Raw genomic sequence first — 22,507 nt, 5'->3', positions numbered from 1 at the left:
GTTGAAAATGGGTGGGCGCGGTGGGCACGCCCTTGGGTCTGTCAAGTCGGCCACGTCACCGCGGGCAGGATCTTCCCGACACAATCGCCGAACCCGATCTGGAACCCGTCGCCCTTCGCGGCCCCGCGCAGGGTCAGGGTGTCGCCGTCCTCGATGAATGTCCGGCTTTCGCCAGTGTCGAGTGTGAAAGGTTCGCGGCCTGCCCAGCTCATCTCCATCAGCGATCCGTATTCCGATTTTGTCGGCCCTGAAATCGTACCCGACCCTAGCAGATCACCCACATTCATCCCGCAGCCACCAATCGCATGGTGGCAAAGTTGTTCGGCGGCGGAGTAATACATGCGGGTATAGTTGGTTTCACCAATCACGCTGGCTTTTGCCGCGCCTTCGGGCTGCATCAGCACCTGAAGGTCAATGTCATACAGCCCGTCCTTCGAGCCTTCGAGGTAAGGCAGAAGTTCCTTCTCACGCTCGGGTGTCGGAGCGCGGAAATCTTCCAGAGCGGCGGCGGTCACGATCCAGGGGCTGATCGAGGTGCCGAAGGCCTTGCCCTGGAACGGACCCAACGGCTGGTATTCCCAGCCCTGGATGTCGCGCGCGGACCAATCGTTCAGAAGCACGTAGCCGAAGATCATGTCGTCGGCCTCGTCCACCGTGATCGGCTGGCCAAAGTCGGAGGCTTTGCCGACGATGGCGCCCATCTCAAGTTCGATATCCAGACGCATCGAGGGGCCGAAGCCTGGCATTTCGGCGTCGGGCGCTTTGCGCTGGCCGTTGGGGCGGTGGATCGGTGTGCCGGAAATCACGACCGAGGATGCCCGACCGTTATAGCCAATCGGAATATGCAGCCAGTTGGCGGGCAGATCGGGTGATCCGCGCAGGATCGCCCCCATGTTGGCGGCGTGCTGGCGACCGGCATAGAAGTCGGTGTATTCAGACACGAGGAACGGCATGTGCAGGTCGGCATCAGCCTGTTTGACCAGCAGCGGCTCAACCGTCGCACGCTCGGATGAACCTTCGCGCAACAGTTGTTCCAAACGCGTCCGCAGTGCAGCCCATGCGTCCGGCCCCAGCTCCATCAACTCGTTCCAGAATGGCACGTCGAAAACCGGCTCGTCCGAAATTTCGATCAGACCGGCTTCTTCGGCAGCTTGCATATCGAGGATCATATCGCCGATCGCAACGCCGCAACGTGGTTCGTCATCAACCGAGAAGACGCCATAGGGCAGGTTGTTGAGGGGAAAGGGTGTCTCGGCGGAGTTCGCGCTGTCGACCCATGATTTCTTTAGTTTGCTCATGTGATCCTCATTCGGCGTCCGGCTGTGCCTCGGGCTTTGCGGCGGCAAAGGCGGGCAGGGCCAGACAGGTTTCTTCGATTTCGGTCAGGCGCGGATAGGGTGCCAGATCCAGCCCCCAGCGCCGTGCATTGTAATATTGCGCGACAAGGCAGATATCCGCCAGTGACGGCGTGTCACCAAAGGCAAACCTGCTGTCTTTCGCCACCATCTGTTCCAGCGCGGCAAAGCCCTTGTCCATCCAATGGCACATCCACTGGCGCTTGGCCTCGGCATCCGCGCCAAACGCATCCGTCAGATGGGACACGACACGCAGGTTGTTCACCGGGTGAATGTCCATCGCGACGACATGCGCAGCGGCAAGCACTTTGGCGCGCGCCACCGGGTTTGAGGGCAGAAGGGCCGGGTCCGGTTGCAACGCCTCAAGATAGTCGATGATCGCCAGAGACTGGGTCAGAACCGTGCCGTCCGCCAGCTCCAGTGCCGGCACCAAATGCGTCGGGTTCTTCAGAACATACGTTGGCGTATGCTGCTGCCCGCCATCCTTCACCAGATGCACGGACACCTGTTTCGCACTGATCCCTTTAAGGTTCAGCGCAATGCGAACCCGATAGGCCGCCGTGGACCGCCAGTATCCGTACAGCGTCATCATTTTTTGCCCGCCGTCCCGTCGAATTTCTTCTCAAGGCTGTCCCAGCAGTCGATGTAATCGTCCTGCAAGGGCGCTTCGTTCGCGGCGAAGGCGGTCAGGTGCTGTGGGAAGCGGGTTTCGAACATGAAGGACATGGTGTTTTCCAGCTTCTCGGGGCCGAGGTTTGAGTTCGACGCGCCCTCAAACGCATCCCGGTCCGGCCCGTGCGGCAGCATCATGTTGTGAAGGCTGACCCCGCCGGGGACAAAGCCCTGCGGCTTGGCATCATACTGGCCATAGATGTTGCCCATCAGCTCGGACATGATGTTCTTGTGATACCACGGTGGGCGGAAGGTATTTTCCGCCACCATCCAGCGGTCGCGAAACAAGACAAAGTCGATATTCGCGGTGCCCGGCTGACCCGAAGGTGCGGTGAGGACGGTGAAGATCGAAGGGTCCGGATGATCAAACAGGATCGCGCCAACCGGGCAATAGGTGGTCAGGTCGTATTTGTAGGGCGTGTAGTTGCCGTGCCACGCGACCACGTCCAGCGGCGACTGCCCGATCTCGGTCTTGTGGAACTGGCCGCACCATTTGACGGTGATGGTCGACGGCACTTCGCGATCCTCAAACGCCGCAACCGGGGCTTTGAAATCTCGCGGATTGGCCATGCAGTTTGCGCCGATGGGACCACGGCCCGGCATCTCGAATTTCTGGCCGTAGTTTTCGCAGACGAAACCGCGCGCCGGGCCGTCCAGCAGCTCGACGCGGTAAACCAGCCCACGTGGGATGATGCCGATTTCTTGAGGTTGAAGGTCGATGATCCCTAGCTCGGTATAAAAGCGCAGCTTGCCTTGTTGCGGCACGACCAGCAGTTCGCTGTCGGCCGAGTAGAAGTAGTCGTCGACCATGGATTCTGTGACAAGATAGATATGCGATGCCATACCCACCTGAGTGTTCACGTCCCCCGCCGTGGTCATCGTGCGCATACCGGTGATCCAGTTCAGACCCTGGGTGGTGGGGACCGGGTCCCAGCGATACTGACCCAAACTGACCACATCCGGGTCAACACAGGGCGCGGATTTCCAATAGGCCACGTCAATTTTCGTATAGCGTGCCGAGTGCTTCACCGATGGCCGGATGCGATAGGTCCAGGTTCGTTCCGGCGGGTTTGCCGTGAAAGCTGTGCCGGACAATTGCTCGCCATACAGGCCGTATTCGCATTTCTGCGGGCTGTTCATGCCTTGTGGCAGAGCACCGGGCAGCGCCTCGGTTTCGAAATCATTTGCCCATCCAGGCATGTAATGTGTTTCGGTGCCGACAGAGGACACCGCGCGCGTCATGTCGCGCCCAGAGCTGTGCTGGTTCATCTGAAGCCTCGTTTCAATACCCTTCGCAGGGTCAATCCTGTTTGCCCCGCAATGGTATCGTTGCGATTGAAATGAAGTCAAGGAAAAGCGACATTTCACAGGTGAAGTATTAGATTGCCAACAATTTGAAAGATTAAGCCCGTATCAACCTCGGCCCGCTATCACTGATCCCGGGTGAAGAACGAGGTGGTGAGATGCGCGCAAACGCAAATGCGCCGGTGATCATCAAAAGGGTGAAAAAGGTCAGCGGTGGTGGACACCACGGCGGTGCATGGAAAGTGGCCTATGCCGATTTTGTGACCGCCATGATGGCTTTCTTTCTTTTGATGTGGCTGTTGAACGCAACAACGGAAAAGCAACGTAAAGGGATTGCGGATTACTTCAATCCGACCATCCCTGTGACGCGCGTGTCTGGCGGCGGCGACGGGTCGTTCGGCGGCGACAGCGTCTTTGTCGAAGAAACCCTGTCGCAAACCGGAAATGGTGGTGTCCCGCGCGATCCAGGCCTGACCGAAGGTGGTATGGCGGACGATGCCGCAACGGAAAACGCACGATTGGAAGAGTTGAACGAGATGTTGTTCGCCCGAGGCGGCGAAAGCATGGCCAGCGACGGAATCGCACGTCATATCGTGACACGCGTCACCGATGAAGGCCTGCTTGTCGAACTGTTTGATCTGGATGGTGCGCCACTGTTTGAACCGAATACAACCACACCCACTGCGGTTTTGTCCGAACTGACCGGAATGATAGCCCGCGTGTTCACCTTGGTTGAAAATGGCGTTGCGATCGAAGGCCATGTGGCAACTCAGCCGGTTGTCGTGATTGAAAACACAGCCTGGGATCTATCGACTGGGCGCGCAACCCAACTGCGCAAGATGTTCGAGGATGGTGCTTTGGCGCCTGAACGCATCACTCGCGTCACGGGTCATGCGGATCGTGAACCAGCGGTCGCGAATGCCATGGCCATCCGCAACAATCGAATCGAGCTGATCTTATTGCGGTCCGGGCAATAGCTAGGCCCGTGCCATCAAGACAGCGTCGGAAATGCCTGCAATTTTAACCGTTAGTCGCCTGTTAAGGTCAGACCCCTATGGATGGAGATCGACATAGAGGTAGATGCAGCAGAAAGGCGCACCATGACGATTTCCTCCTCACTCAGTGCCGGCGTCGCCGGATTGAATGCTCACGCAACCAAACTGGCTACGATTTCGGATAATATCGCGAACTCATCGACATTTGGATACAAACGCGCCACGGCTGATTTTCAGAACCTGGTGATTGGTGGTCTGGCCGGTGCAGGCACCTATTCGGCAGGCGGGGTGCGAACCACCACTCAACGCTTGATCGACGAACACGGACCACTGATTTCGACATCAAACCCGATGGACATCGCGATCAGCGGGCGCGGCATGTTGCCCGTCACGCAAGAGGTCTATCGCGAAGCCAATCCCGGCGAACGCCCTATGATGATGACCACAACCGGGTCGTTTCGCACAGATTCCGAAGGTGTTCTGAAGACCGAGACGGGTTTGGTGCTCCTGGGCTGGCCTGCGGATGCAGATGGTAACGTGGCGACCTATCCCCGTGATACGGGCGTGGGACTTGAACCTGTCGTGATCAACGCCAACCAAACGGCGGGCGATCCGACAACCACGATGAAACTTGGTGTCAATCTTCCTGCGGTCGAAACCGAGGCCGGATCGGCTGGGACAGTGCGGCCTCTATCAGTGGAGTATTTTGGCAACCTCGGCACATCCGAGACGCTCGATTTCTCGTTTACACCCATCGTTCCGGCAACCGGGTCTTCAAATCAATGGACGATGGTCATCAGTGATAGCGCCTCGGGCGGGACCACCATTGGCGAATACACTCTGACCTTCGACGATTCGCGGACGGATGGTGGATCGCTTGCGTCTGTCGCCGTCGTGTCAGGTGGCGGATATAATGCGGTGAACGGAACGCTTGACCTGACCGTCGCTGGCGGGCCGCTTTCGCTGACCATCGGCAAGATCGGGGATCCGAACGGCCTGACCCAATTGTCGGACAGCTTCGCACCGGTGGCGATTACCAAGAACGGCTCGCCAGTCGGCAATCTGACCGCAGTTCAGATTGACGAACACGGGTATATCCAAGCGACCTATGACACCGGATTCATACGCACGATCTATCAGGTGCCATTGGTTGACGTTCCAAACCCGAACGGACTGATTTCGATCTCGAACCAGGCCTATCAGGTGTCCCCGGACAGCGGTTCTTTCTTCATGTGGGATGCCGGGGATGGTCCGACCGGCGAAGTCGTTGGCTTCGCGCGCGAAGGGTCGACGACGGACGTCGCAGGTGAGTTGACCAGCCTTATCCAAACGCAGCGGGCTTATAGCTCGAACGCCAAGGTCATTCAAACCGTGGACGAGATGCTGCAAGAAACCACCAACATCAAACGGTGATGAAAACAAGGATCCCAGAGTCTGACCGATGAGCATTTCCGGCGCCTTCTCTAACGCCCTGTCAGGGCTTACCGCATCGTCACGCGCGGCCGAGCTTGTCTCGTCCAACGTTGCCAACGCGATGACCCAAGGCTACGGCGCCAGATCGCTGGAACTGTCTACGCGGACGCCGGGCAGTGCTGGCGTCCGGGTCGAAGGTGTATTACGGCAGGTGGATGAGGTGTTGATCGGTGACCGTCGTCTTGCGGACGCAGCGGCAGGATACCACGGCGCACAGCAGCAGTTTCTGACTGATCTGGAGCAGGTGCTGGGCACACCCGACCAGCCCGGGTCTTTATCCGGGCGTCTGGCGCAGTTTGAAGCATCGCTCATCGAAGCCGCAGCGCGACCAGACAGTCAGACGCGCCAATCTGCGGTCTTGAACGCGGCCAACAGCCTGACCACTCATTTGAACGCCACATCCGACCATATCCAGAACGCGCGCTTGAATGCGGATCAGGCGATCGCGGAGATGGTGGCAACACTGAACGCCGGTTTGGACGATGTTCAAGCGCTGAACGCGAAGATACAAACCGCACAGGCGCGTGGCGCTGACCCGTCCGGGTTGATGGATTTGCGACAGCAGAAGATCGATGCGCTTTCTCCGATTGTGCCGTTCAGACAACTGCCACGCGAGAATGGGGCGGTTGCCCTCGTCACAACCGGTGGGGCTGTGTTGCTGGATGGCAAGGCCGCGCGGCTGGACTTCACTTCGGTCAACATGATTGTGCCAGAGATGACGCTTGCTGGCGGTGCCTTGTCCGGTCTGACGCTTAACGGCATACCGATCGACAGCGCAGGTGAACGCAGCCTTGTTGCCGGTGGCGCGCTTGCGGGTCAGTTTGCCGTGCGCGATCAGATCGCTGTCACTGCGCAGGTGCGGGTAGATGGTTTTGCGCGCGACCTGCTTGAACGGTTTCAAGATCCCGCGCTGGACGCGACCCGCGCACCGGGCGACCCAGGTCTCTTTACCGATGCAGGGGCCACTTTTGCTGCGGTGGATGAAGTGGCGCTGGCAACCCGGATTTCGGTAAATGCCGCTGTCGATCCGGATCAAGGCGGCGCACTGTGGCGGCTGCGCGACGGTCTTGGGGCTGCTGCGCAAGGGAATGTTGGCGATGCTGCATTGCTGAATGGTCTGATCGACACATTCAGCACGACGCGGGTGCCAGTTTCTGGTGGGTTCTCCGCCACGTCGCAATCTGCTGCCGGACTGGCATCGGAGTTGCTGTCGAGCGTGACTTCAGACCGACTTCAGACCGAAACCCGCCTGGGCTTCGCCACATCCCAACAACAGGCGCTGCGCCAGATGGAGCTGTCGCAAGGTGTTGATACCGACGCGCAGATGCAAAAGCTGATGCAGATCGAACAGGCTTACGCAGCCAACGCGCGTGTCATTTCGACAGCTGACGAAATGATCCAGACCATACTGGCCATCTAGGAGGGACGACATGACATTCGCGAGTTACGGTGATCTTGCCAGCACGTTTCAAACCCGCCATCTGACGGCGCAAATCAAACAGGATATGGCGCGTCTGGGGCTTGAGCTGTCGACCGGTCGCAAGACAGATATGGCAACTCAGGTTTCTGGCGACTTTGGTCCGGTGGCAGGTATCGAACATAGCCTGAAACTGCAAACAGCCTATGCCCAAAGCGTAAAAGAAGCTGCGACGATTTTGGAAGGTGCCCAAACCGTTCTTGGCAACATCCAGGATCAGGTCGAGACACTGTCCGGCGGTCTGCATATTGCGATTGGGTCCCAGAATGCGGGAGTGTTCCAGGATACGGGGGTGGACGCGCGGGAACGATTGTCGTCGGTAATCTCGAACCTGAACACGAGCCTCGGCGGGCGGGCGCTTTTTGCGGGGACGGCAACGGATGGTCCGGCCCTGGCAGACGCCTCTGCTATCCTCTCGGGTGTGATGTCGGCGATCTCCGGAGAAACCACTGCTGCCGGCATTGCGGATCAGATCGACAATTGGTTCAAGGCGCCGGGCGGCGGATTTGACACGTTGGGATATTTGGGGTCAGGTCAAGATCTGGGACCGTTTCGGTTGCGTGATGGCGAAGTGGCGTCACAGCCTGTCAAGGCGAACAGCCCCGAAATACGTGACCTGTTGGCCGCTCTCACCAAATCTGCGGTCATGGGCGAAGGTGTCTTGACGGGTGACCTGGACGCCCAAAAGGACCTTGCGAGCAGATCATCGAATGGTCTGTTGAACGCGATTGATGACCTGACCAATGTACGGGCGAATATCGGTAGTGTCGAGGCGCGGATCGAAGCCGCCTCTGCCAGCAATGTAGCAGAAAAATCTGCGTTGGAACTCTCATATAATCGCCTGACCGCAGCAGATCCATACGAAACGGCAACCGCATTGCAGGCGCTCTATGACCAGATGGAAAGCCTTTATACGGTGACGGCCCGGCTCTCTAACCTGACTTTCACGGACTATATGCGATGAACCGGCTTCCTGTATTCTTGCTTTCTATGCTGTTGTCATTGTCCGTGGCTCAAGCAAATCCTGTGCGTATCAAAGACCTGGTGGAATTTGACGGCGTGCGTGGCAACGATCTGGTGGGCTACGGGCTGGTGGTCGGGTTGAACGGCACCGGCGACGGCATTCGAAACGCCCCCTTCACCGAAGACATAATGTCCAACATTCTGGAGAGATTGGGCGTCAACATTACGGGCGAACAGTTCCGACCGAAGAATGTGGCTGCTGTTTTCGTCACCGCAGCCCTGCCACCTTTTGCCCGTGCTGGGTCGAGGATTGATGTTACCGTTTCGGCTATCGGAGATGCCAAAAGCCTGCTGGGAGGCACGCTGATCATGACGCCGCTGAATGCGGCGGATGGCGAGATCTATGCCGTTGGCCAGGGCACGATCATCGCTGGTGGCGCTGTTGCCGAAGGCGATGCGGGCAAGGTTACGCAAGGGGTTCCGACAAGCGGCGTCATCCCCAATGGTGCGCGCGTTGAACAAGAGATTGACTTTGATTTTACCAAGCTGAGGTCAATCCGACTGGCGCTGCGAACCCCGGACTTTACCACGGCCGAACGTATTGAACGGGCGATCAACGCCAAGTTTGACCGCGTCGTGTCACGGATGCTGGACAGCGGAACCGTGGTCGTCGACATCAGCGCCACGCGCGCGATTTCTCCGGCCCATGCCATTGGCACTATCGAAAATCTGGGCGTCCAGCCCGAGCGAAAGGCGAAGGTCGTTGTGGATCAACGATCAGGGACCATCGTCATGGGATCGGACGTGCGGATCAGCCGCGTTGCCGTTTCGCAAGGCAATCTGACGCTTCGAATTCAGGAAACGCCCGTTGTTGTGCAGCCCAACCCGTTCTCAAACGGGGAGCCGATCCTGGTGCCGCGAACCAGTGCAGGTATCGAAGAAGAACCGGGCATTGGCCTGGCCGAGGTCGATGGTAGCGCGTCACTATCAGACGTGATCGCCGGCCTTAATGCTCTGGGGGTCGCTCCGCGCGACTTGATCGATATTCTGAAAAGCATCAAAGCCGCGGGTGCGCTCCATGCTGATTTCGTAGTCCGCTGACCCGCCGCTCCGGGATGAAAACTCCGCCAAGAAACAACACGTGGTGGAGGTCGGTTACAACCCGTTCATCACGCGCTTCAAACATTTGACCGCCCGTCACCGTGCACCAAGTCTATCCGCCGATGTCCCTGGTCCTCAGAACCGGTTGGCGGACCGACAAAGATAGTCAGGTTGCGTTGGCACGCGACGCGTAGATCACATCCGCTTTCAACACTCGGCACAACAAGTTCACGGCTGTTGGCTAGAATTTTGGTTTTGGCTTGTATTTTGTCTTGATTCGGGCAAAAATCCACAAAATTGTGTGAAAATGTGGAAAACCAAAGGATTTGGTTAAGCCACATGCTTGGGGGCTGATATGGCAGGCGAGACAAAACACTCCTACCGAGAGCTGGAATTGCTCGACGCCATTCGCAGGGTCGGCGGGTTTGCCAAGAATTCGGACCTTGCCACTGCGCTGAATGTCTCGGAAGAAACCGTACGCCGCACAATCAAGGCGTTGTCAAAGGCGGGCTCGGTCGCGCGCGTTCATGGCGGCGCCTATCTTGTCGGAACCCAGAGCGACCCGAGCTTTTTCCAGCGGATCGAGCAGTATGCGCGAGAGAAGCGCGCTGTGGCGAAAACCCTTGTGCGCGAGATTGAAGACGGCATGACGTTGTTTCTGGATGTCGGTAGCACCACCGCATTCGTCGCAGAGGAATTGCGCACCCGTGGCAGCCTTTCAATAACGACAAACTCGGTTCAGGTCGCGCAAACCTTGGTGGGCCACAACGACAATCACGTCTACCTTTTGGGCGGGGAAATGCATGTCGACGAACTGGGCGCATTCGGTCACGTGGCTGAACAACAGGCGCGACAGTTCTGTTATGATCTGTCCGTTCTTAGCGCCGATGCGTTGCACACCAAGCGCGGCTTTCTTTATTTGAACAGGGCGGAAGCGGATCTGGCGTCCGTGGTGATCGACTGCTCGGATGCGGCAGTTGTGGCAATGACTCATCATAAATTCGGATCGAAAGCACCTCATCAGGGATTCACGCCGCAACGCATTGATCGGATGATCGTAGATCAGGTGCCGGAGCATGAATTGGCGCGGCAGTTGGACAATTGGGACATCAGCGTTAAGGCGGTACATCCGGAGGTCGTGAAATGCTGACGGAGGCTGAAACAACCGTCGTTCATGCCAATCGCATTGCCGATCTGGCAGGCAGTTCTGCGATGGCGTATTTTCGCCATCTGCTTGAGATCGAGCTGAAGGACGACGAAAGCCCTGTCACCCAGGCAGATCGCAGTGTCGAACTGCGCGTGCGTGCCTATTTGGATCAGCACTTTCCCGAAGATGGCATTCTGGGCGAGGAGTTCGGTCAATCTGACCTGACTTGTGACCATGTCTGGAGCATAGATCCCATCGATGGTACCCGGTCTTTCCTGTCTGGCCACCCACTTTTTGGTATTCTTCTGGCGCGACTTTACAAGGGTGTGCCCACCATTGGCGTGATCGGAATGCCTGTGCTGAACGAAACGGTGATCGGTGTGCGGGGTGGCTCTGCGATGCTGAACGGCGACAAGATTCGCGTCTCATCACAGACTTCGCTGGATCGGGCGATTTTATATATCAACGAAGCCGAGAAGATATTTGTCAGACATCCTCAGGCCTTCAACCGTCTTCTGTCGGCAGGTCAAACGCGTCGGTTCGGCTATGATTGTTATCCTCATGCGTTGGTTGCCATGGGGCATGTCGATGCTGTGGTGGATGAAGATCTGCAACCCTATGATTATTTGCCCTTGGTTCCAGTGATCGAAGCGGCTGGAGGCATTGTCACGGATTGGGAAGGTCAGCCGTTGTCCCTGTCGTCTGGCACGTCAGGCGTCGTGACAGCCGCAACTGCCAAACTTCATGCCGACCTTCTGCATCTGGTGGGGGCGTAGCATGGCCATCGTAAGTTTTGTGATCAGCCTTGCGGGTGCCACCATGCTGCTGCTGTTCGCCGTGCGGATGGTGCGCACGGGGATCGAGCGCAGCTTTGGTGCCTCGTTCCAGCGGATGCTTACAGACAACCACAGTCTGATCGGCGCCAGCACGACCGGCGTTTTCCTGGCGATCGTCTTGCAAAGCTCGGCGGCGGTGGCGCTGTTGGCAACCGGGTTCGCCGCGAGCGGGTATCTGGCCTTTCCCACCGGGCTTGCAATCGTGCTGGGTGGCGATCTGGGATCGGCGCTTATCATTCAGATTTTGTCGTTCAAGCTGGATTGGCTCGTGCCCTTGCTGCTGGCCGCTGGCGGCTGGTTGTTTGTGAAGGTTGAAAGCAAGAAAGGTCGGCAATTTGGCCGTATCCTGATGGGTGTGGCGTTCATCCTGATTTCGCTTCAGTTTCTGCGCGATGCCGTTGCCCCGATCAGCGACAGCGCATTTCTTCCGGCAGTGTCCGGGTATCTGGCGCGTGATTTCGTGACAGCTTTCATCGTCGGTGCCGCCTTGGCATTCATCATGCATTCCAGTGTTGCCGCGATCCTGATGTGTGTGACGCTGGTTCAGATCGGCGCAATCCCCTTCGCCGCCGCGCTGTCGCTTTTGTTGGGGGCAAATATGGGCAGCGCGTTCATTCCGATCTGGCTGACCCGTGGAATGTCGTCAGAGGGGCGACGTATTCCGTTCGCAAACCTGATGCTGCGCGGAAGTTGGGCCTTGATTGTTCTGCTGGTCATTAATTTGTTGGCTGACCCAGATCACCTGCTGTTTGTTGGTCCCGGCCAGTCGCTGATTTATGCCCATATCGGGTTCAACCTGTCGCTTCTGGTGCTGGCGCTGCCATTTTGTAGCCTGATTGAACACCCGATTGTGCGGTTGTTCCCAAAATATTCGGGCAATCAGGCAAATGGGGTAGATCAGCCAGTCAGCGCATTGGACCCATCCGCGCTCGATACGCCGCAACAGGCGATCGCCAGTTTGAAACGGGAGTTGCTGCGGATGATCGGTCAGGTTGAGCGGATGTTTCACACCGTGCCCCGACTTTACGAGGCAAGCGATACATCGGTGTTGCGGGCGACGCGCGCAAAGGACGACGAGGTGAATGAGACGCTATCAGGCATCCGATCCTACGTCGCGACTATGCCGCAAAACACTTACTCAAAAGCGGACGTCAAATCTGTTCGCGGTTTGATGGAATATGCCATCCGACTTGAAGCCGCGGGCGATGTGATTGCGATGAAATTGACCTCGGTTGCGAAAGAAAAACTGGATGGGCATCTGAGTTTTTCAGAGGAAGGCTGGGCCGAACTTCTGCGGATGTACGAGGCGGTCTGCGCGAACTTCCATCTGGCCAGCAATGTTCTGATCTCGGATGATCTGGAAAGCGCGCGTTTGCTTGTGGTCGAGAAAGCCGATTTCAAACGGGCCGAGCGCAAAAGCCGAAAATATCACCTTGCGCGCCTGCAAAATGGTCGTGTCGAGAGCTTCGAGACCAGCGATATCCATTTGGAAACGCTGCGCGCCCTGCGTGATATCAACAACCATATCGCCGCGATTGCGTATCCGATCCTGTATCGGAATGGCCAGCTTTTGGAAACGCGCTTGATCGAAGACCTGGATGGCACGGAGGTGAGCGACTGATGCGCAACAAGCAATGTGACCTCCTTGGAAGTTCAAGCGCCAGACGGTGCAGCCCGATCTGTCACAAAACATTGATAAACATATGTCACGAGGCGCAGGGCATGATCTGCGCTGTCACGAGGTTCGAAGCGAGGCTCACGCGCCAAGCCCCAGTGGCTGGATATGGTATAAGGCAGGCCAATCATATGGTAGGTATAATCGATTTTTCTTGTCGTCAGAACCTGCCAAACTGGCTTGAAAAAGGATGGCGTGGAAGTTGATCGCTCCCGCCACGACAACAGAAGATCAACAGAGGAGAAGATAATGAAACACACAGCGAAAAGACTGACGTCCTTTCTGGCTAGCGTCGCCTTTGCTACCGCTGCGGTCGCAGAGACAGAACTGACGGTCTATACTGCCGTAGAAGCCGAAGATCTGGCCCGCTACGCCGAGACGTTCAACCAGAGCAACCCCGACATCAAGATCAACTGGGTGCGCGATTCCACCGGGATCATCACCGCAAAACTGTTAGCCGAGCGTGACAACCCGCAAGCAGACGTGATCTGGGGTCTGGCAGCCACGTCATTGTTGCTGCTGAAATCCGAAGGGATGCTTGAGCCTTATGCCCCGGCCGGTGTTGAAAACCTTGATCCGAAATTCGTGGATGGCGACAACCCGCCCGCCTGGGTTGGCATGGACGCCTGGGTCGCCTCGGTCTGCTATAACACCGTCGAGGCCGAGAAGCTTGGACTGAAACCACCGACATCGTGGAAGGATCTGACCGATCCCATGTATGCGGGTCATGTGATCATGCCGAACCCAAATTCGTCCGGCACAGGTTTCCTGGACGTGTCCAGCTGGCTGCAAATGTTTGGTGAAGAAGGCGGCTGGGAGTATATGGACGCGCTGCATGAAAACATCGCGCGCTATACCCATTCCGGCTCCAAACCTTGCAAGCTGGCCGCGTCGGGTGAAATTCCGATCGGCATCTCGTTTGCCTTCCGTGGTGCCAAGTCGAAAGCCGACGGTGCGCCGCTGGAAATCATCGTGCCGTCCGAAGGGGTCGGTTGGGACATGGAGGCCACGGCAATCGTTGCGGGCACAGCCAATCTTGAAGCCGCGCAGGCGCTGGTTGATTTCACCGTCACCAAGGAAGCCAACGAGATGTACAATACCGGCTATGCGGTTGTTGCCTATCCCGGCATCGCCAAGCCGGTTGAGCACTTCCCCGAGGGTCTGCTGGACGCAATGATCGACAATGATTTTGAGTTTGCAGCCAACAATCGGGCGGCCATTCTTGAAGAATGGCAGAGCCGCTATGACGGCAAGTCCGAACCCAAGTCATAAGCTAAGTGAGCGGGGGACAGCTGATGCTCCCCGCTTTCACCCAAGCCCCTTCCAGACCTGACACGCGCGCCCGGTCGCGACCGGACAGATTTGGCCGTAAGCCAACGGAATATGTAAGGACAAGCCTGTGATACAAGACACTGCTATAGGCCAGAAAACCTATCTCAGCATCGATAAGCTGTGGAAAGCTTTCGGCACGTTTCTCGCGCTGAAAGATGTCTCTCTGGACGTTAAAGAGGGTGAGTTCGTGTGCTTCCTTGGCCCGTCAGGCTGTGGCAAGACGACCTTGCTCCGGGCTATCGCAGGGCTTGATCTGCAAACCAAGGGAACCGTCATGCAGGACGGCAAGGATGTGTCGAACCTGCCGCCGTCCGAGCGGGATTTTGGTATCGTCTTCCAATCCTATGCCTTGTTTCCCAACCTGACGATCAAAAAGAATATCGCCTTTGGGCTGGAAAACACCGGCCGCAGCAAATCCGAGATTGCCGTCAGGGTCAGCGAGTTGCTGGAACTGGTCGGGCTGCCCGAGCAGGGCACCAAATATCCGGCGCAACTGTCCGGCGGGCAACAACAACGGATTGCGCTGGCCCGTGCGATTGCCACCAACCCCGGCCTGCTGTTGCTGGATGAACCGCTTTCCGCGCTGGATGCCAAAGTGCGCGTTCACCTGCGTCACGAGATCAAAGAGCTTCAGCGCAAGCTGGGTGTGACCACAGTGATGGTGACGCATGATCAGGAAGAAGCCTTGGCGATGGCCGACCGGATCGTGGTGATGAACCATGGTGTGATCGAACAGGTCGGTTCGCCCACTGAAATTTATCGCGAACCTGCAAACCTGTTCGTTGCTGATTTCATCGGCGAGATGAACCAGGTTGAATCAATGGTTGCCAAGGGTGGCCGGCTCAGCGTGGGTGAAAAGACTTTCGCCTGCCATGAACACAGCTTCAAAGATGGCACCGTCGTTGTGGCGGCCATTCGTCCCGAAGATATCATCCCTCACGAAGACGGCTATAGCGCAGAAGATCCGAACCGCAACTGCATCGACGTGTTGCTGCATGAAATGGAGTTTCTGGGATCGTTCTGGCGCTGCCGCTTGCGCAACGACCGCTTTGGCCAGTCCGAACTGATCGCTGATTTCTCGATCAATGCGGTACGCCGGCTTGGGTTGGGAGAAGGTCGCAAGATGGTCATCGAATTGCCCACCGATCGCTTGATGGCTTTCGACCGCCCGGAGGCAAGTTGATGGCCGACGCGACCGATCTTTCACAACTGCCCGGTGGCCCGACCATCAAAGGCAAGCTGAGCCGTGATGACATCATGATGCGCGGCGGAATGCTGGTTATTGCCCTGTATCTGGTCATTACCTTGGCGTTTCCGCTTTATGCCATGCTGTCAAAATCGTTTTCGACCTATCGTTTTGAGCTGTCCCAGTATGAATTCCAGGTCAGCGACGAGGATGGCGTGTTTGATGGCACCGTCTTGAACGGCGCGGAGTTGAACGCGCAAACCGGGGCGATTGATGAGTTTGATCTAAGCGCCGGATCGGATGGGCGCATTGGTGTGACGGGCTTTTTTCCGGATTTCAGTTTCCGCAGTCCGGTCATGTATCAAATCCGAAACACCAGCCAGGCCGGTCGGTTTCTGGTCGGATCGACGCTTCAGGATGGCACCGATTGGGTGACGCTGGATAGCAACACCTTCCGCCGGGTGCAGTTGCGACCTGTTAAAGCAACCGGGTTTGACAACTTCATCAATTATTTCTCGACGCCTGCGCTGTTCAACTCGATCAAAAACTCGCTTTGGATCGCAGTGGTCAGCACAATTGTGACCGTGATGCTGGCCTTCTGGTTTGCCTATGCGCTCAACCGCAGCTGCATGCGTTACAAAGGCGTGTTCCGCTTGATCGCCATGGCACCAATCCTCGTGCCATCGCTGTTGCCGGGGATCGCGCTGGTCTATCTGTTCGGCAATCAGGGCATGATGAAAGAGCTGTTGTTCGGGGCCAGCATCTATGGCCCGATCGGGATCGTCATCGGGTCGATATTCTTTACGTTCCCACACGCCTTCATGATTATCTCGACCGCGTTGGCGATCTCGGATGCGCGTCTTTACGAAGCGGCGGCCAGTTTGCGGGCAACCCGTTGGCGCACCTTCTGGACTGTCACCATTCCCGGTGCACGCTATGGCCTGATCTCGGCGGCGTTCGTGGTGTTCAACCTCGTGATCACCGATTTCGGCCTGCCAAAGGTGATCGGTGGTCAGTTCAACGTGTTGGCGGTGGATATCTACAAACAGGTTATCGGCCAGCAGAACTTTGAAATGGGCGCGGTGGTGTCGGTCGTGTTGGTCATCCCCGCGATCTTCGCCTTTGCCATCGACCGGTTGGTGCAGTCAAAGCAGGTGGCGCTTTTGTCGGCGCGCTCGGTTCCCTATCAGCCGCAGCCCGACAAGCGTACTGACACGATCTCGTTCATCTATTGCGCCATTGTCGGCCTGTTCATCATCGGCATTCTGGCGGTCTGTCAATTCGCGGCCCTGATCAAGTTCTGGCCCTATGACCTGAGCTTGAGCCTGAACAATTATCAATTCGACCGGATGGATGGCGGCGGTTGGGGGTCTTATTACAACTCGATCAAGCTGGGCCTGCTGACGGCAGTGTTCGGAACGGCCATCGTGTTCTTCGGCGCATATCTGGTCGAGAAGACCAATGGCTTCAGAACCGGTCGCGCACTCTTTCAGATGTTCGCCATGTTGCCCATGGCCATTCCGGGCATGGTGCTGGGCCTGGCGTATATCTTCTTTTTCAACAACCCGTCCAACCCGCTGAATGCGATCTATGGCACTATGGCGATTCTGGTGATCTGCTCGGTGACGCATTTCTACACCGTTTCACACCTGACGGCCGTCACCGCATTGAAACAGATGGATCGCGAGTTTGAGTCCGTGTCGGCATCTCTGAAGCAACCGACCATGAAACTGTTCAGCCGGGTCACGGTGCCGGTGTGCCTGCCGTCGATCCTGGATATCTCGATCTATCTGTTCGTCAATGCGATGACGACGGTGTCGGCGGTGGTGTTCCTGTATTCGCCCAAGACATCGCTGGCGTCGATTGCAGTGTTGAACATGGACGATGCGGGTGACATTGCCCCGGCGGCGGCGATGGGGATGATGATCTTCTACACCAACGCACTGGCACGGATCATTCACCTGATTGTATCCAAGGGTGTCCTGACGCGCACGCAGGCATGGCGGACACGTTGATTGCCAACTGGTGAAGCCCGCGAAGCGCTGGCCTAATCGCCGGCGCTTTTTTCGTCCTGAGCCTTGCGTGCAAACTCCATGAAGGCGCGGATCACTTTGACATCGCTCCGTTGTGCCAAATGCACCAATGTCTCGCTCATCTCGATATCGGCATCGACAAGCGTGATCTGGGTCAGCCGGTCATCGTGCCCGTACTCGGCTTGCGACACAAACCCGATTCCCGCGCCCGAAGCGACAACCTCGCGCACAGCCTCGCGCCCTTCGGCAACGATGGCAGGGGTCAGGGTCACGCCTTTCTGCTTCGCCCGCTCCTCCAGCTTCTGTCGTGTCTTGGACCCCTGTTCGCGAAAAATCAGCGGAAGATCCGCCAGGTCTTGCAGGCTGAGCGCTGGGCGCGCAGCCAACAACGATCCGCACGCAGCAAAGGCTGTGATCTTGGTTGTTCCAAGGTTCAGCGCCGTCATGTCGGCACCGGGAGTCAGGCTTCCGACGATGCCGATTTCGGCGTTGTAGGCGCGCAGGTCTTCCAGAATTTCCTCGGTGTTCCCGGTGCGCAATGTGACCGAGATATTGGGATAGCGGGTGCGGAAATCACCCAGGAAGTGGGTGATATGGTGGGCGCTGTCGGCGATGATGCGCAACTCTCCGTCAATCGCGGCACTGGTCGAGGACATGTAATCCTCGATCTTCTGCTCGATCTCGAAATATTGCTTGGTGAACAGGAAAAGCTGTGCACCTTCTTCGGTCAACCGAACGCGTTTGCGTTCGCGGTGAAACAACAGGGTGTCGTGTTCCTGCTCCAGTTTTTTTACCTGCTCCGAGATTGCGGGCTGGGTCAGGAAAAGCGCCTCGGCGGCGCGCGAGAATCCACCCAACAGGGCGACGTGGTGAAAGGCTTTCAACTGGCTGTGGCGCATCATCTTTCCGCTTATTTCTGGTATAGGCACAACTTATGCTTTGATCGTTAATTGCAATTTCACATATGGATGAAACTGCTGCAATGCTGTTCTTGCGTTCCCCCCTTTCGGAGACAGATCATGACCGCCGCAGACCTCAAAATCGAACCGCCGCGTTTGGGCGAGCCGTATCTTCTGACCCCCGGTCCCTTGACCACGTCTTACGCAGTGAAAGAAGCGATGCTGCGCGACTGGGGCAGCTGGGATGATGACTTCCGCGCCATGACGCGGGACATGCGCGCGCGCCTTTTGGCATTGCTTGGCGACGGGTCCGATGACTTCGATTGTGTGCCCATGCAGGGCAGCGGCTCGTTCTCGGTCGAAGCGATGCTGGCGTCCTTCATTCCGCGTGATGGCAAAGCGTTGGTGTTGGCCAACGGCGCCTATGGGATGCGCTCGGCGCAGACGCTGGAGTATCTTGGCCGCGAACATGTTGTGCTGAATAAGGGCGATTACCTGCCGCCGCGTGGCGACGAGGTCGCGCAGATATTGGCCGACGACCCGGCGATCACCCATGTCGTCGCGATCCATTGCGAAACAAGCTCTGGCATTTTGAACCCGGTCGAGGAAATCTCGGAAGCAACATATGCTGCCGGACGGAAGCTCCTGATCGACTCGATGTCAGCCTTTGGCGCGATCGAGTTGAGGGTCGCAGACATTCGCTACGAAGCGATGGTATCTTCGGCAAACAAGTGCATCGAAGGTGTGCCGGGTTTCGGCTTCATCATCGCGCGTAAGTCAGAACTGGAAACCGCCAAGGGCAACAGTCATTCGCTGAGCCTGGATGTCCACGCGCAGTGGGCGCATATGAACAAGACCGGACAATGGCGGTTCACTCCGCCCACCCATGTGGTCGCCGCCTTCCTTGAGGCGTTGCGCGGGCACGAAGCCGAAGGCGGTGTTGCCGGTCGTGGCGGGCGCTATACGCGCAATCGCGATGTTTTGGTCGATGGGATGCGCGCGCTTGGGTTTGAAACCCTACTGAAAGATCGCTGGTTGTCGCCGATCATCGTGACATTCTTCTGTCCGGCGGATGAAAACTTCGTCTTTGACCGCTTCTATGAGCTTATGAAAGGCAAAGGGTTCATCATCTACCCGGGCAAATTGACCGTCGTGGACAGTTTCCGCATCGGCTGCATTGGTCAGATGGATGAGAATGTCATGCGGCAGGTTGTGACCGCCGCCAAGGAAACACTGAACGAGATGGGCGTCGAAAGCGCCGCCCCACCTGCCATCGCACTTGAAGAACGCGCCAAACTGGCTGCCTGATAAATACGAAGGAATACTCTATGACCATTCAATCCCCCGTCGTCGTGAACGGGCGCGCTTACCCTGCTCCGAAAACCTGTGCGATTGCGATCTGCCTTGATGGGTGCGAGCCGGAGTATCTGGACAAGGCGATTGCCGACGGGTTGATGCCGACCTTGAAGCGGATGCGGGAAACCGGCACCGACCGGCTGGCGCATTCGGTGGTCCCGTCGTTTACCAACCCTAACAACCTGTCTATTGCCACGGGCCGCCCGCCGGTCGTGCACGGGATTTGCGGCAATTACCTGTATGAACCGGAGACCGGAGAAGAGGTGATGATGAACGACGTGCGTTTTCTGCGCGCGCCGACGATCTTTTCACAGTTTTACGAGGCGGGAGCGCGTGTCGCAGTGGTAACGGCCAAAGACAAGTTGCGTGCCCTTCTGGGGGCGGGGTTGAAGTTTGATGAGGACCGCGCCAAGTGCTTCTCGGCCGAGAAATCCGACACGTCGACCCAAGCAGAGCACGGTCAGGATGCGGCCAGCAAATGGCTGGGCATGGCCCAACCCGAGGTATACTCCGCTGAACTTTCCGAGTTTGTCTTTGCCGCCGGCGTCAAGCTGCTGCGCGAATGGAAACCGGACGTGATGTATCTGACCACCACCGATTACGTGCAGCACAAATACGCCCCCGATCAGGCCCAGGCGAAAGCGTTTTACGAGATGTTCGACAAGTATCTGACCGAGCTGGATGCGATGGGTGCCGCCATTGTCGTGACCGCCGACCACGGTATGAAGCCCAAGCATCACGCTGATGGCTCGCCCTCGGTCGTTTATGTGCAAGACTTGCTTGACCAATGGCTGGGCGAAGCTGCTGCGCGCCTGATCCTGCCGATCACCGACCCTTATGTTGTGCACCATGGCGCGCTTGGTTCGTTTGCGACGGCCTATCTGCCCGACAGTGCCGATCAGGATGACATCATGGCCAAGCTGCGCGCCACGGATGGGATTACGGATGTGCTGACCAACACCGAGGCGGTTGCCCGCTTTGAATTGCCTGCGGATCGGATTGGTGACATCGTTCTGGTGTCGGGCGAAAACATCTGCATCGGAACATCAGAACATCGTCACGATCTGGCCGCGCTGAACGAACCTTTGCGCAGCCACGGTGGACTGACCGAACAAGAGGTGCCGTTCATCTGCAACCGCGTTCTGCCCCTGCCGGAGCGCCCGGTGCTGCGGAACTTCGACGCGTTCTTCTATGCCACTCAGGCAGCGGCGCTTTGATATGAAGGATAACGTGATGAGCAAAGACCACATCCGCCACGAAGGTATGCGCATCGGCGGCGAGATCGTGTTCACTGACGATGTCGTTCCGGTGAAGTATCCCTATACTGATGAGGTCATCGGCACAGTGCCCGCCGGTCAGGCTGAACACGCCCGTCGCGCATTTGACATTGCGGCGAACTACAAGTCGAAGCTATCGCGTTATGAACGGTCGCAAATCCTGCAACGTGCGGGTGAACTGATCGGTGAGCGGCGCGAGTTTCTGGCCAAGTGGCTGGTGCTGGAGTTGGGCATTTGTCACCAGCACGCCATTTACGAGACCAAGCGCGCGCAGGATGTCTATCAGTTCGCTGCCGCGCAGGCATTGAATGACGATGGCGAGATTTTCTCGTGTGACCTGACCCACAACGGGAAAGAGCGCAAGATTTTCACCAAGCGCGAACCGGTGCGGGCGATCAGCGCGATCACGCCGTTCAACCATCCGCTGAACATGGTCAGCCACAAGATTGCGCCGTCGATTGCGACCAACAATTGTATGGTTTGCAAGCCAACCGAGCTGACGCCGCTGACCGCGATTGCGCTGGCAGATATCCTTTACGAAGCGGGCCTGCCGCCCGAGATGTTCCAGGTTGTCACCGGCTGGCCGCAGGATATCGGAGAGGAGATGATCGTCAACGAAAACATCGACATCATCACCTTCACCGGCGGCGTGCCCGTGGGCAAGATGATCGCTGAAAAGGCGTCCTATAAGCGGCAGGCGCTCGAGCTTGGCGGCAACGATCCTCTGATCGTTTGCAACGATCTGCGCGATGTCGATCTGGACAAGGCCGCGACCATTGCGGTGGCGGGGGCCACGGGCAATTCCGGCCAGCGCTGCACCGCGATCAAACGTATTCTGGTGCAGGAAAGCGTGGCTGACAAGTTCGTGCCGCTGGTGCTTGAGAAGGCCAAGAAGATCAAGTTTGGCGATCCGCAAGACCCCGACACGGAACTGGGTTGCGTGATCCATGCGCAGGCGGCAGAACTGTTCGAAAAACGCGTCTTCATGGCCGAAAAGGATGGTGCCGAAATCCTGTATCACCCCGGTCGCGACGGCGCGCTTCTGCCGCCCATTGTGGTCGACCACGTGCCCCATGACAGTGAATTGGTGATGGAGGAAACTTTCGGCCCAATCATACCAATCGTCCGTGTGCCCGATGATGATGACGAGGTTATGCGGATCTCGAACTCGACCCAGTTCGGCCTGTCTTCGGGGGTCTGCACAAATGATCTGAACCGCGCGATCGCCTTTATCAACGGTCTGGATGTGGGGACCTGCAACATCTGGGAACAGCCCGGCTACCGGATCGAAACATCGCCGTTTGGCGGCATCAAGGATTCAGGCAATGCCGTCAAGGAAGGCGTCACCGAAGCGATGAAGTTCTTTACCAACGTCAAAACCTATTCGCTGCCCTGGCCGAACTAGGGTGGTGCGCGACCATTTCC

At 57.5% G+C, this 22,507-nt stretch carries 18 protein-coding genes; 14 read left to right on the top strand and 4 right to left on the bottom strand.

Annotation, left to right across the window (positions count from 1 at the left end):
* Positions 1-41: 41 nt before the first annotated feature.
* The 3 genes from fahA to hmgA are packed head-to-tail and all read right to left on the bottom strand — an operon-like array spanning position 42 to position 3,296.
* Entirely contained in the window at positions 42-1,298 is a 1,257-nt protein-coding gene (gene fahA, locus BMY55_RS00795; protein WP_091427434.1) for a fumarylacetoacetase, read from the bottom strand.
* A gap of 7 nt (positions 1,299-1,305) precedes the next feature.
* A complete protein-coding gene (maiA, locus tag BMY55_RS00790; RefSeq protein WP_091431888.1) occupies positions 1,306-1,944 on the bottom strand; it encodes a maleylacetoacetate isomerase in 639 nt (212 codons plus the stop codon).
* Positions 1,944-3,296, bottom strand: a complete 1,353-nt coding sequence (gene hmgA, locus BMY55_RS00785; RefSeq protein WP_091427432.1) for a homogentisate 1,2-dioxygenase — start codon at positions 3,294-3,296, stop codon at positions 1,944-1,946. The genes maiA and hmgA overlap by 1 nt, the downstream gene beginning before the upstream one ends.
* Positions 3,297-3,490: 194 nt before the next feature.
* Here hmgA and BMY55_RS00780 point away from each other — a divergent pair, with 194 nt between their 5' ends.
* From BMY55_RS00780 to BMY55_RS00730, 11 genes are all read left to right on the top strand, one after another.
* On the top strand, positions 3,491-4,309 hold the full coding sequence (locus BMY55_RS00780) for a flagellar motor protein MotB (protein WP_091427431.1): 819 nt from the start codon (positions 3,491-3,493) through the stop codon (positions 4,307-4,309).
* Positions 4,310-4,432: 123 nt separating this feature from the next.
* Positions 4,433-5,740, top strand: coding sequence for a flagellar hook protein FlgE (locus BMY55_RS00775; RefSeq protein WP_091431887.1), 1,308 nt, complete (start codon positions 4,433-4,435; stop codon positions 5,738-5,740).
* A gap of 28 nt (positions 5,741-5,768) precedes the next feature.
* Positions 5,769-7,220 carry a flagellar hook-associated protein FlgK gene (flgK, locus tag BMY55_RS00770; RefSeq protein WP_091427429.1) on the top strand — a complete coding sequence of 484 codons (1,452 nt, stop codon included), beginning with the start codon at positions 5,769-5,771 and terminating at the stop codon, positions 7,218-7,220.
* A gap of 10 nt (positions 7,221-7,230) precedes the next feature.
* Positions 7,231-8,241 carry a flagellin gene (locus tag BMY55_RS00765; RefSeq protein ID WP_091427427.1) on the top strand — a complete coding sequence of 337 codons (1,011 nt, stop codon included), beginning with the start codon at positions 7,231-7,233 and terminating at the stop codon, positions 8,239-8,241.
* Positions 8,238-9,341 carry a flagellar basal body P-ring protein FlgI gene (locus BMY55_RS00760; RefSeq protein ID WP_091427426.1) on the top strand — a complete coding sequence of 368 codons (1,104 nt, stop codon included), beginning with the start codon at positions 8,238-8,240 and terminating at the stop codon, positions 9,339-9,341. The genes BMY55_RS00765 and BMY55_RS00760 overlap by 4 nt, the downstream gene beginning before the upstream one ends.
* Before the next feature lie 355 nt (positions 9,342-9,696).
* Positions 9,697-10,491: a DeoR/GlpR family DNA-binding transcription regulator gene (locus BMY55_RS00755; protein WP_091427424.1), complete on the top strand. Its 795-nt coding sequence runs from the start codon at positions 9,697-9,699 to the stop codon at positions 10,489-10,491.
* Positions 10,485-11,264: an inositol monophosphatase family protein gene (locus BMY55_RS00750; RefSeq protein ID WP_091427423.1), complete on the top strand. Its 780-nt coding sequence runs from the start codon at positions 10,485-10,487 to the stop codon at positions 11,262-11,264. The genes BMY55_RS00755 and BMY55_RS00750 overlap by 7 nt, the downstream gene beginning before the upstream one ends.
* A 1-nt stretch (position 11,265) precedes the next feature.
* Positions 11,266-12,945, top strand: coding sequence for a Na/Pi cotransporter family protein (locus tag BMY55_RS00745; RefSeq protein ID WP_091427421.1), 1,680 nt, complete (start codon positions 11,266-11,268; stop codon positions 12,943-12,945).
* Positions 12,946-13,248: 303 nt separating this feature from the next.
* The gene (locus tag BMY55_RS00740; protein ID WP_091431885.1) at positions 13,249-14,271 is read left to right on the top strand and encodes a putative 2-aminoethylphosphonate ABC transporter substrate-binding protein; all 1,023 of its coding nucleotides are present in this window, start codon (positions 13,249-13,251) and stop codon (positions 14,269-14,271) included.
* Between the two features lie 127 nt (positions 14,272-14,398).
* The gene (locus BMY55_RS00735; protein ID WP_245744615.1) at positions 14,399-15,514 is read left to right on the top strand and encodes a putative 2-aminoethylphosphonate ABC transporter ATP-binding protein; all 1,116 of its coding nucleotides are present in this window, start codon (positions 14,399-14,401) and stop codon (positions 15,512-15,514) included.
* The gene (locus tag BMY55_RS00730) at positions 15,514-17,532 is read left to right on the top strand and encodes a putative 2-aminoethylphosphonate ABC transporter permease subunit (RefSeq protein WP_091427419.1); all 2,019 of its coding nucleotides are present in this window, start codon (positions 15,514-15,516) and stop codon (positions 17,530-17,532) included. Before BMY55_RS00735 ends, BMY55_RS00730 begins: the two co-directional genes overlap by 1 nt.
* A 32-nt stretch (positions 17,533-17,564) precedes the next feature.
* Here BMY55_RS00730 and BMY55_RS00725 read toward each other — a convergent pair whose 3' ends face one another.
* Positions 17,565-18,452 carry a LysR substrate-binding domain-containing protein gene (locus BMY55_RS00725; RefSeq protein WP_245744614.1) on the bottom strand — a complete coding sequence of 296 codons (888 nt, stop codon included), beginning with the start codon at positions 18,450-18,452 and terminating at the stop codon, positions 17,565-17,567.
* A 117-nt stretch (positions 18,453-18,569) separates the two neighbouring features.
* Here BMY55_RS00725 and BMY55_RS00720 point away from each other — a divergent pair, with 117 nt between their 5' ends.
* From BMY55_RS00720 to phnY, 3 genes are read left to right on the top strand one after another with little or no spacing between them, the layout of a single operon-like run.
* Positions 18,570-19,757 (top strand): 2-aminoethylphosphonate--pyruvate transaminase, encoded by a 1,188-nt coding sequence (locus tag BMY55_RS00720; protein WP_091427417.1) that lies wholly within the window; start codon positions 18,570-18,572, stop codon positions 19,755-19,757.
* 20 nt (positions 19,758-19,777) lie between these two features.
* Positions 19,778-21,022: a phosphonoacetate hydrolase gene (phnA, locus tag BMY55_RS00715; protein WP_091427415.1), complete on the top strand. Its 1,245-nt coding sequence runs from the start codon at positions 19,778-19,780 to the stop codon at positions 21,020-21,022.
* Between the two features lie 16 nt (positions 21,023-21,038).
* Positions 21,039-22,487: a phosphonoacetaldehyde dehydrogenase gene (gene phnY / locus BMY55_RS00710; protein WP_091431880.1), complete on the top strand. Its 1,449-nt coding sequence runs from the start codon at positions 21,039-21,041 to the stop codon at positions 22,485-22,487.
* Positions 22,488-22,507 lie beyond the last annotated feature (20 nt).

Source organism: Aliiroseovarius sediminilitoris, assembly GCF_900109955.1.
GTDB classification, from domain to species: Bacteria; Pseudomonadota; Alphaproteobacteria; order Rhodobacterales; family Rhodobacteraceae; genus Aliiroseovarius; species Aliiroseovarius sediminilitoris.
Note: the sequence above shows the minus strand (reverse complement) of the source record. Positions and strands in the feature narration are given on the sequence as shown.

Bases quoted from the DNA above. Each gene is read 5' to 3' on its own strand.
- fahA (WP_091427434.1), bottom strand. From the start codon at position 1,298: ATGAGCAAACTAAAGAAATCATGGGTCGACAGCGCGAACTCCGCCGAG.
- maiA (WP_091431888.1), bottom strand. From the start codon at position 1,944: ATGACGCTGTACGGATACTGGCGGTCCACGGCGGCCTATCGGGTTCGC.
- hmgA (WP_091427432.1), bottom strand. From the start codon at position 3,296: ATGAACCAGCACAGCTCTGGGCGCGACATGACGCGCGCGGTGTCCTCT.
- BMY55_RS00780 (WP_091427431.1), top strand. From the start codon at position 3,491: ATGCGCGCAAACGCAAATGCGCCGGTGATCATCAAAAGGGTGAAAAAG.
- BMY55_RS00775 (WP_091431887.1), top strand. From the start codon at position 4,433: ATGACGATTTCCTCCTCACTCAGTGCCGGCGTCGCCGGATTGAATGCT.
- flgK (WP_091427429.1), top strand. From the start codon at position 5,769: ATGAGCATTTCCGGCGCCTTCTCTAACGCCCTGTCAGGGCTTACCGCA.
- BMY55_RS00765 (WP_091427427.1), top strand. From the start codon at position 7,231: ATGACATTCGCGAGTTACGGTGATCTTGCCAGCACGTTTCAAACCCGC.
- BMY55_RS00760 (WP_091427426.1), top strand. From the start codon at position 8,238: ATGAACCGGCTTCCTGTATTCTTGCTTTCTATGCTGTTGTCATTGTCC.
- BMY55_RS00755 (WP_091427424.1), top strand. From the start codon at position 9,697: ATGGCAGGCGAGACAAAACACTCCTACCGAGAGCTGGAATTGCTCGAC.
- BMY55_RS00750 (WP_091427423.1), top strand. From the start codon at position 10,485: ATGCTGACGGAGGCTGAAACAACCGTCGTTCATGCCAATCGCATTGCC.
- BMY55_RS00745 (WP_091427421.1), top strand. From the start codon at position 11,266: ATGGCCATCGTAAGTTTTGTGATCAGCCTTGCGGGTGCCACCATGCTG.
- BMY55_RS00740 (WP_091431885.1), top strand. From the start codon at position 13,249: ATGAAACACACAGCGAAAAGACTGACGTCCTTTCTGGCTAGCGTCGCC.
- BMY55_RS00730 (WP_091427419.1), top strand. From the start codon at position 15,514: ATGGCCGACGCGACCGATCTTTCACAACTGCCCGGTGGCCCGACCATC.
- BMY55_RS00725 (WP_245744614.1), bottom strand. From the start codon at position 18,452: ATGATGCGCCACAGCCAGTTGAAAGCCTTTCACCACGTCGCCCTGTTG.
- BMY55_RS00720 (WP_091427417.1), top strand. From the start codon at position 18,570: ATGACCGCCGCAGACCTCAAAATCGAACCGCCGCGTTTGGGCGAGCCG.
- phnA (WP_091427415.1), top strand. From the start codon at position 19,778: ATGACCATTCAATCCCCCGTCGTCGTGAACGGGCGCGCTTACCCTGCT.
- phnY (WP_091431880.1), top strand. From the start codon at position 21,039: ATGAGCAAAGACCACATCCGCCACGAAGGTATGCGCATCGGCGGCGAG.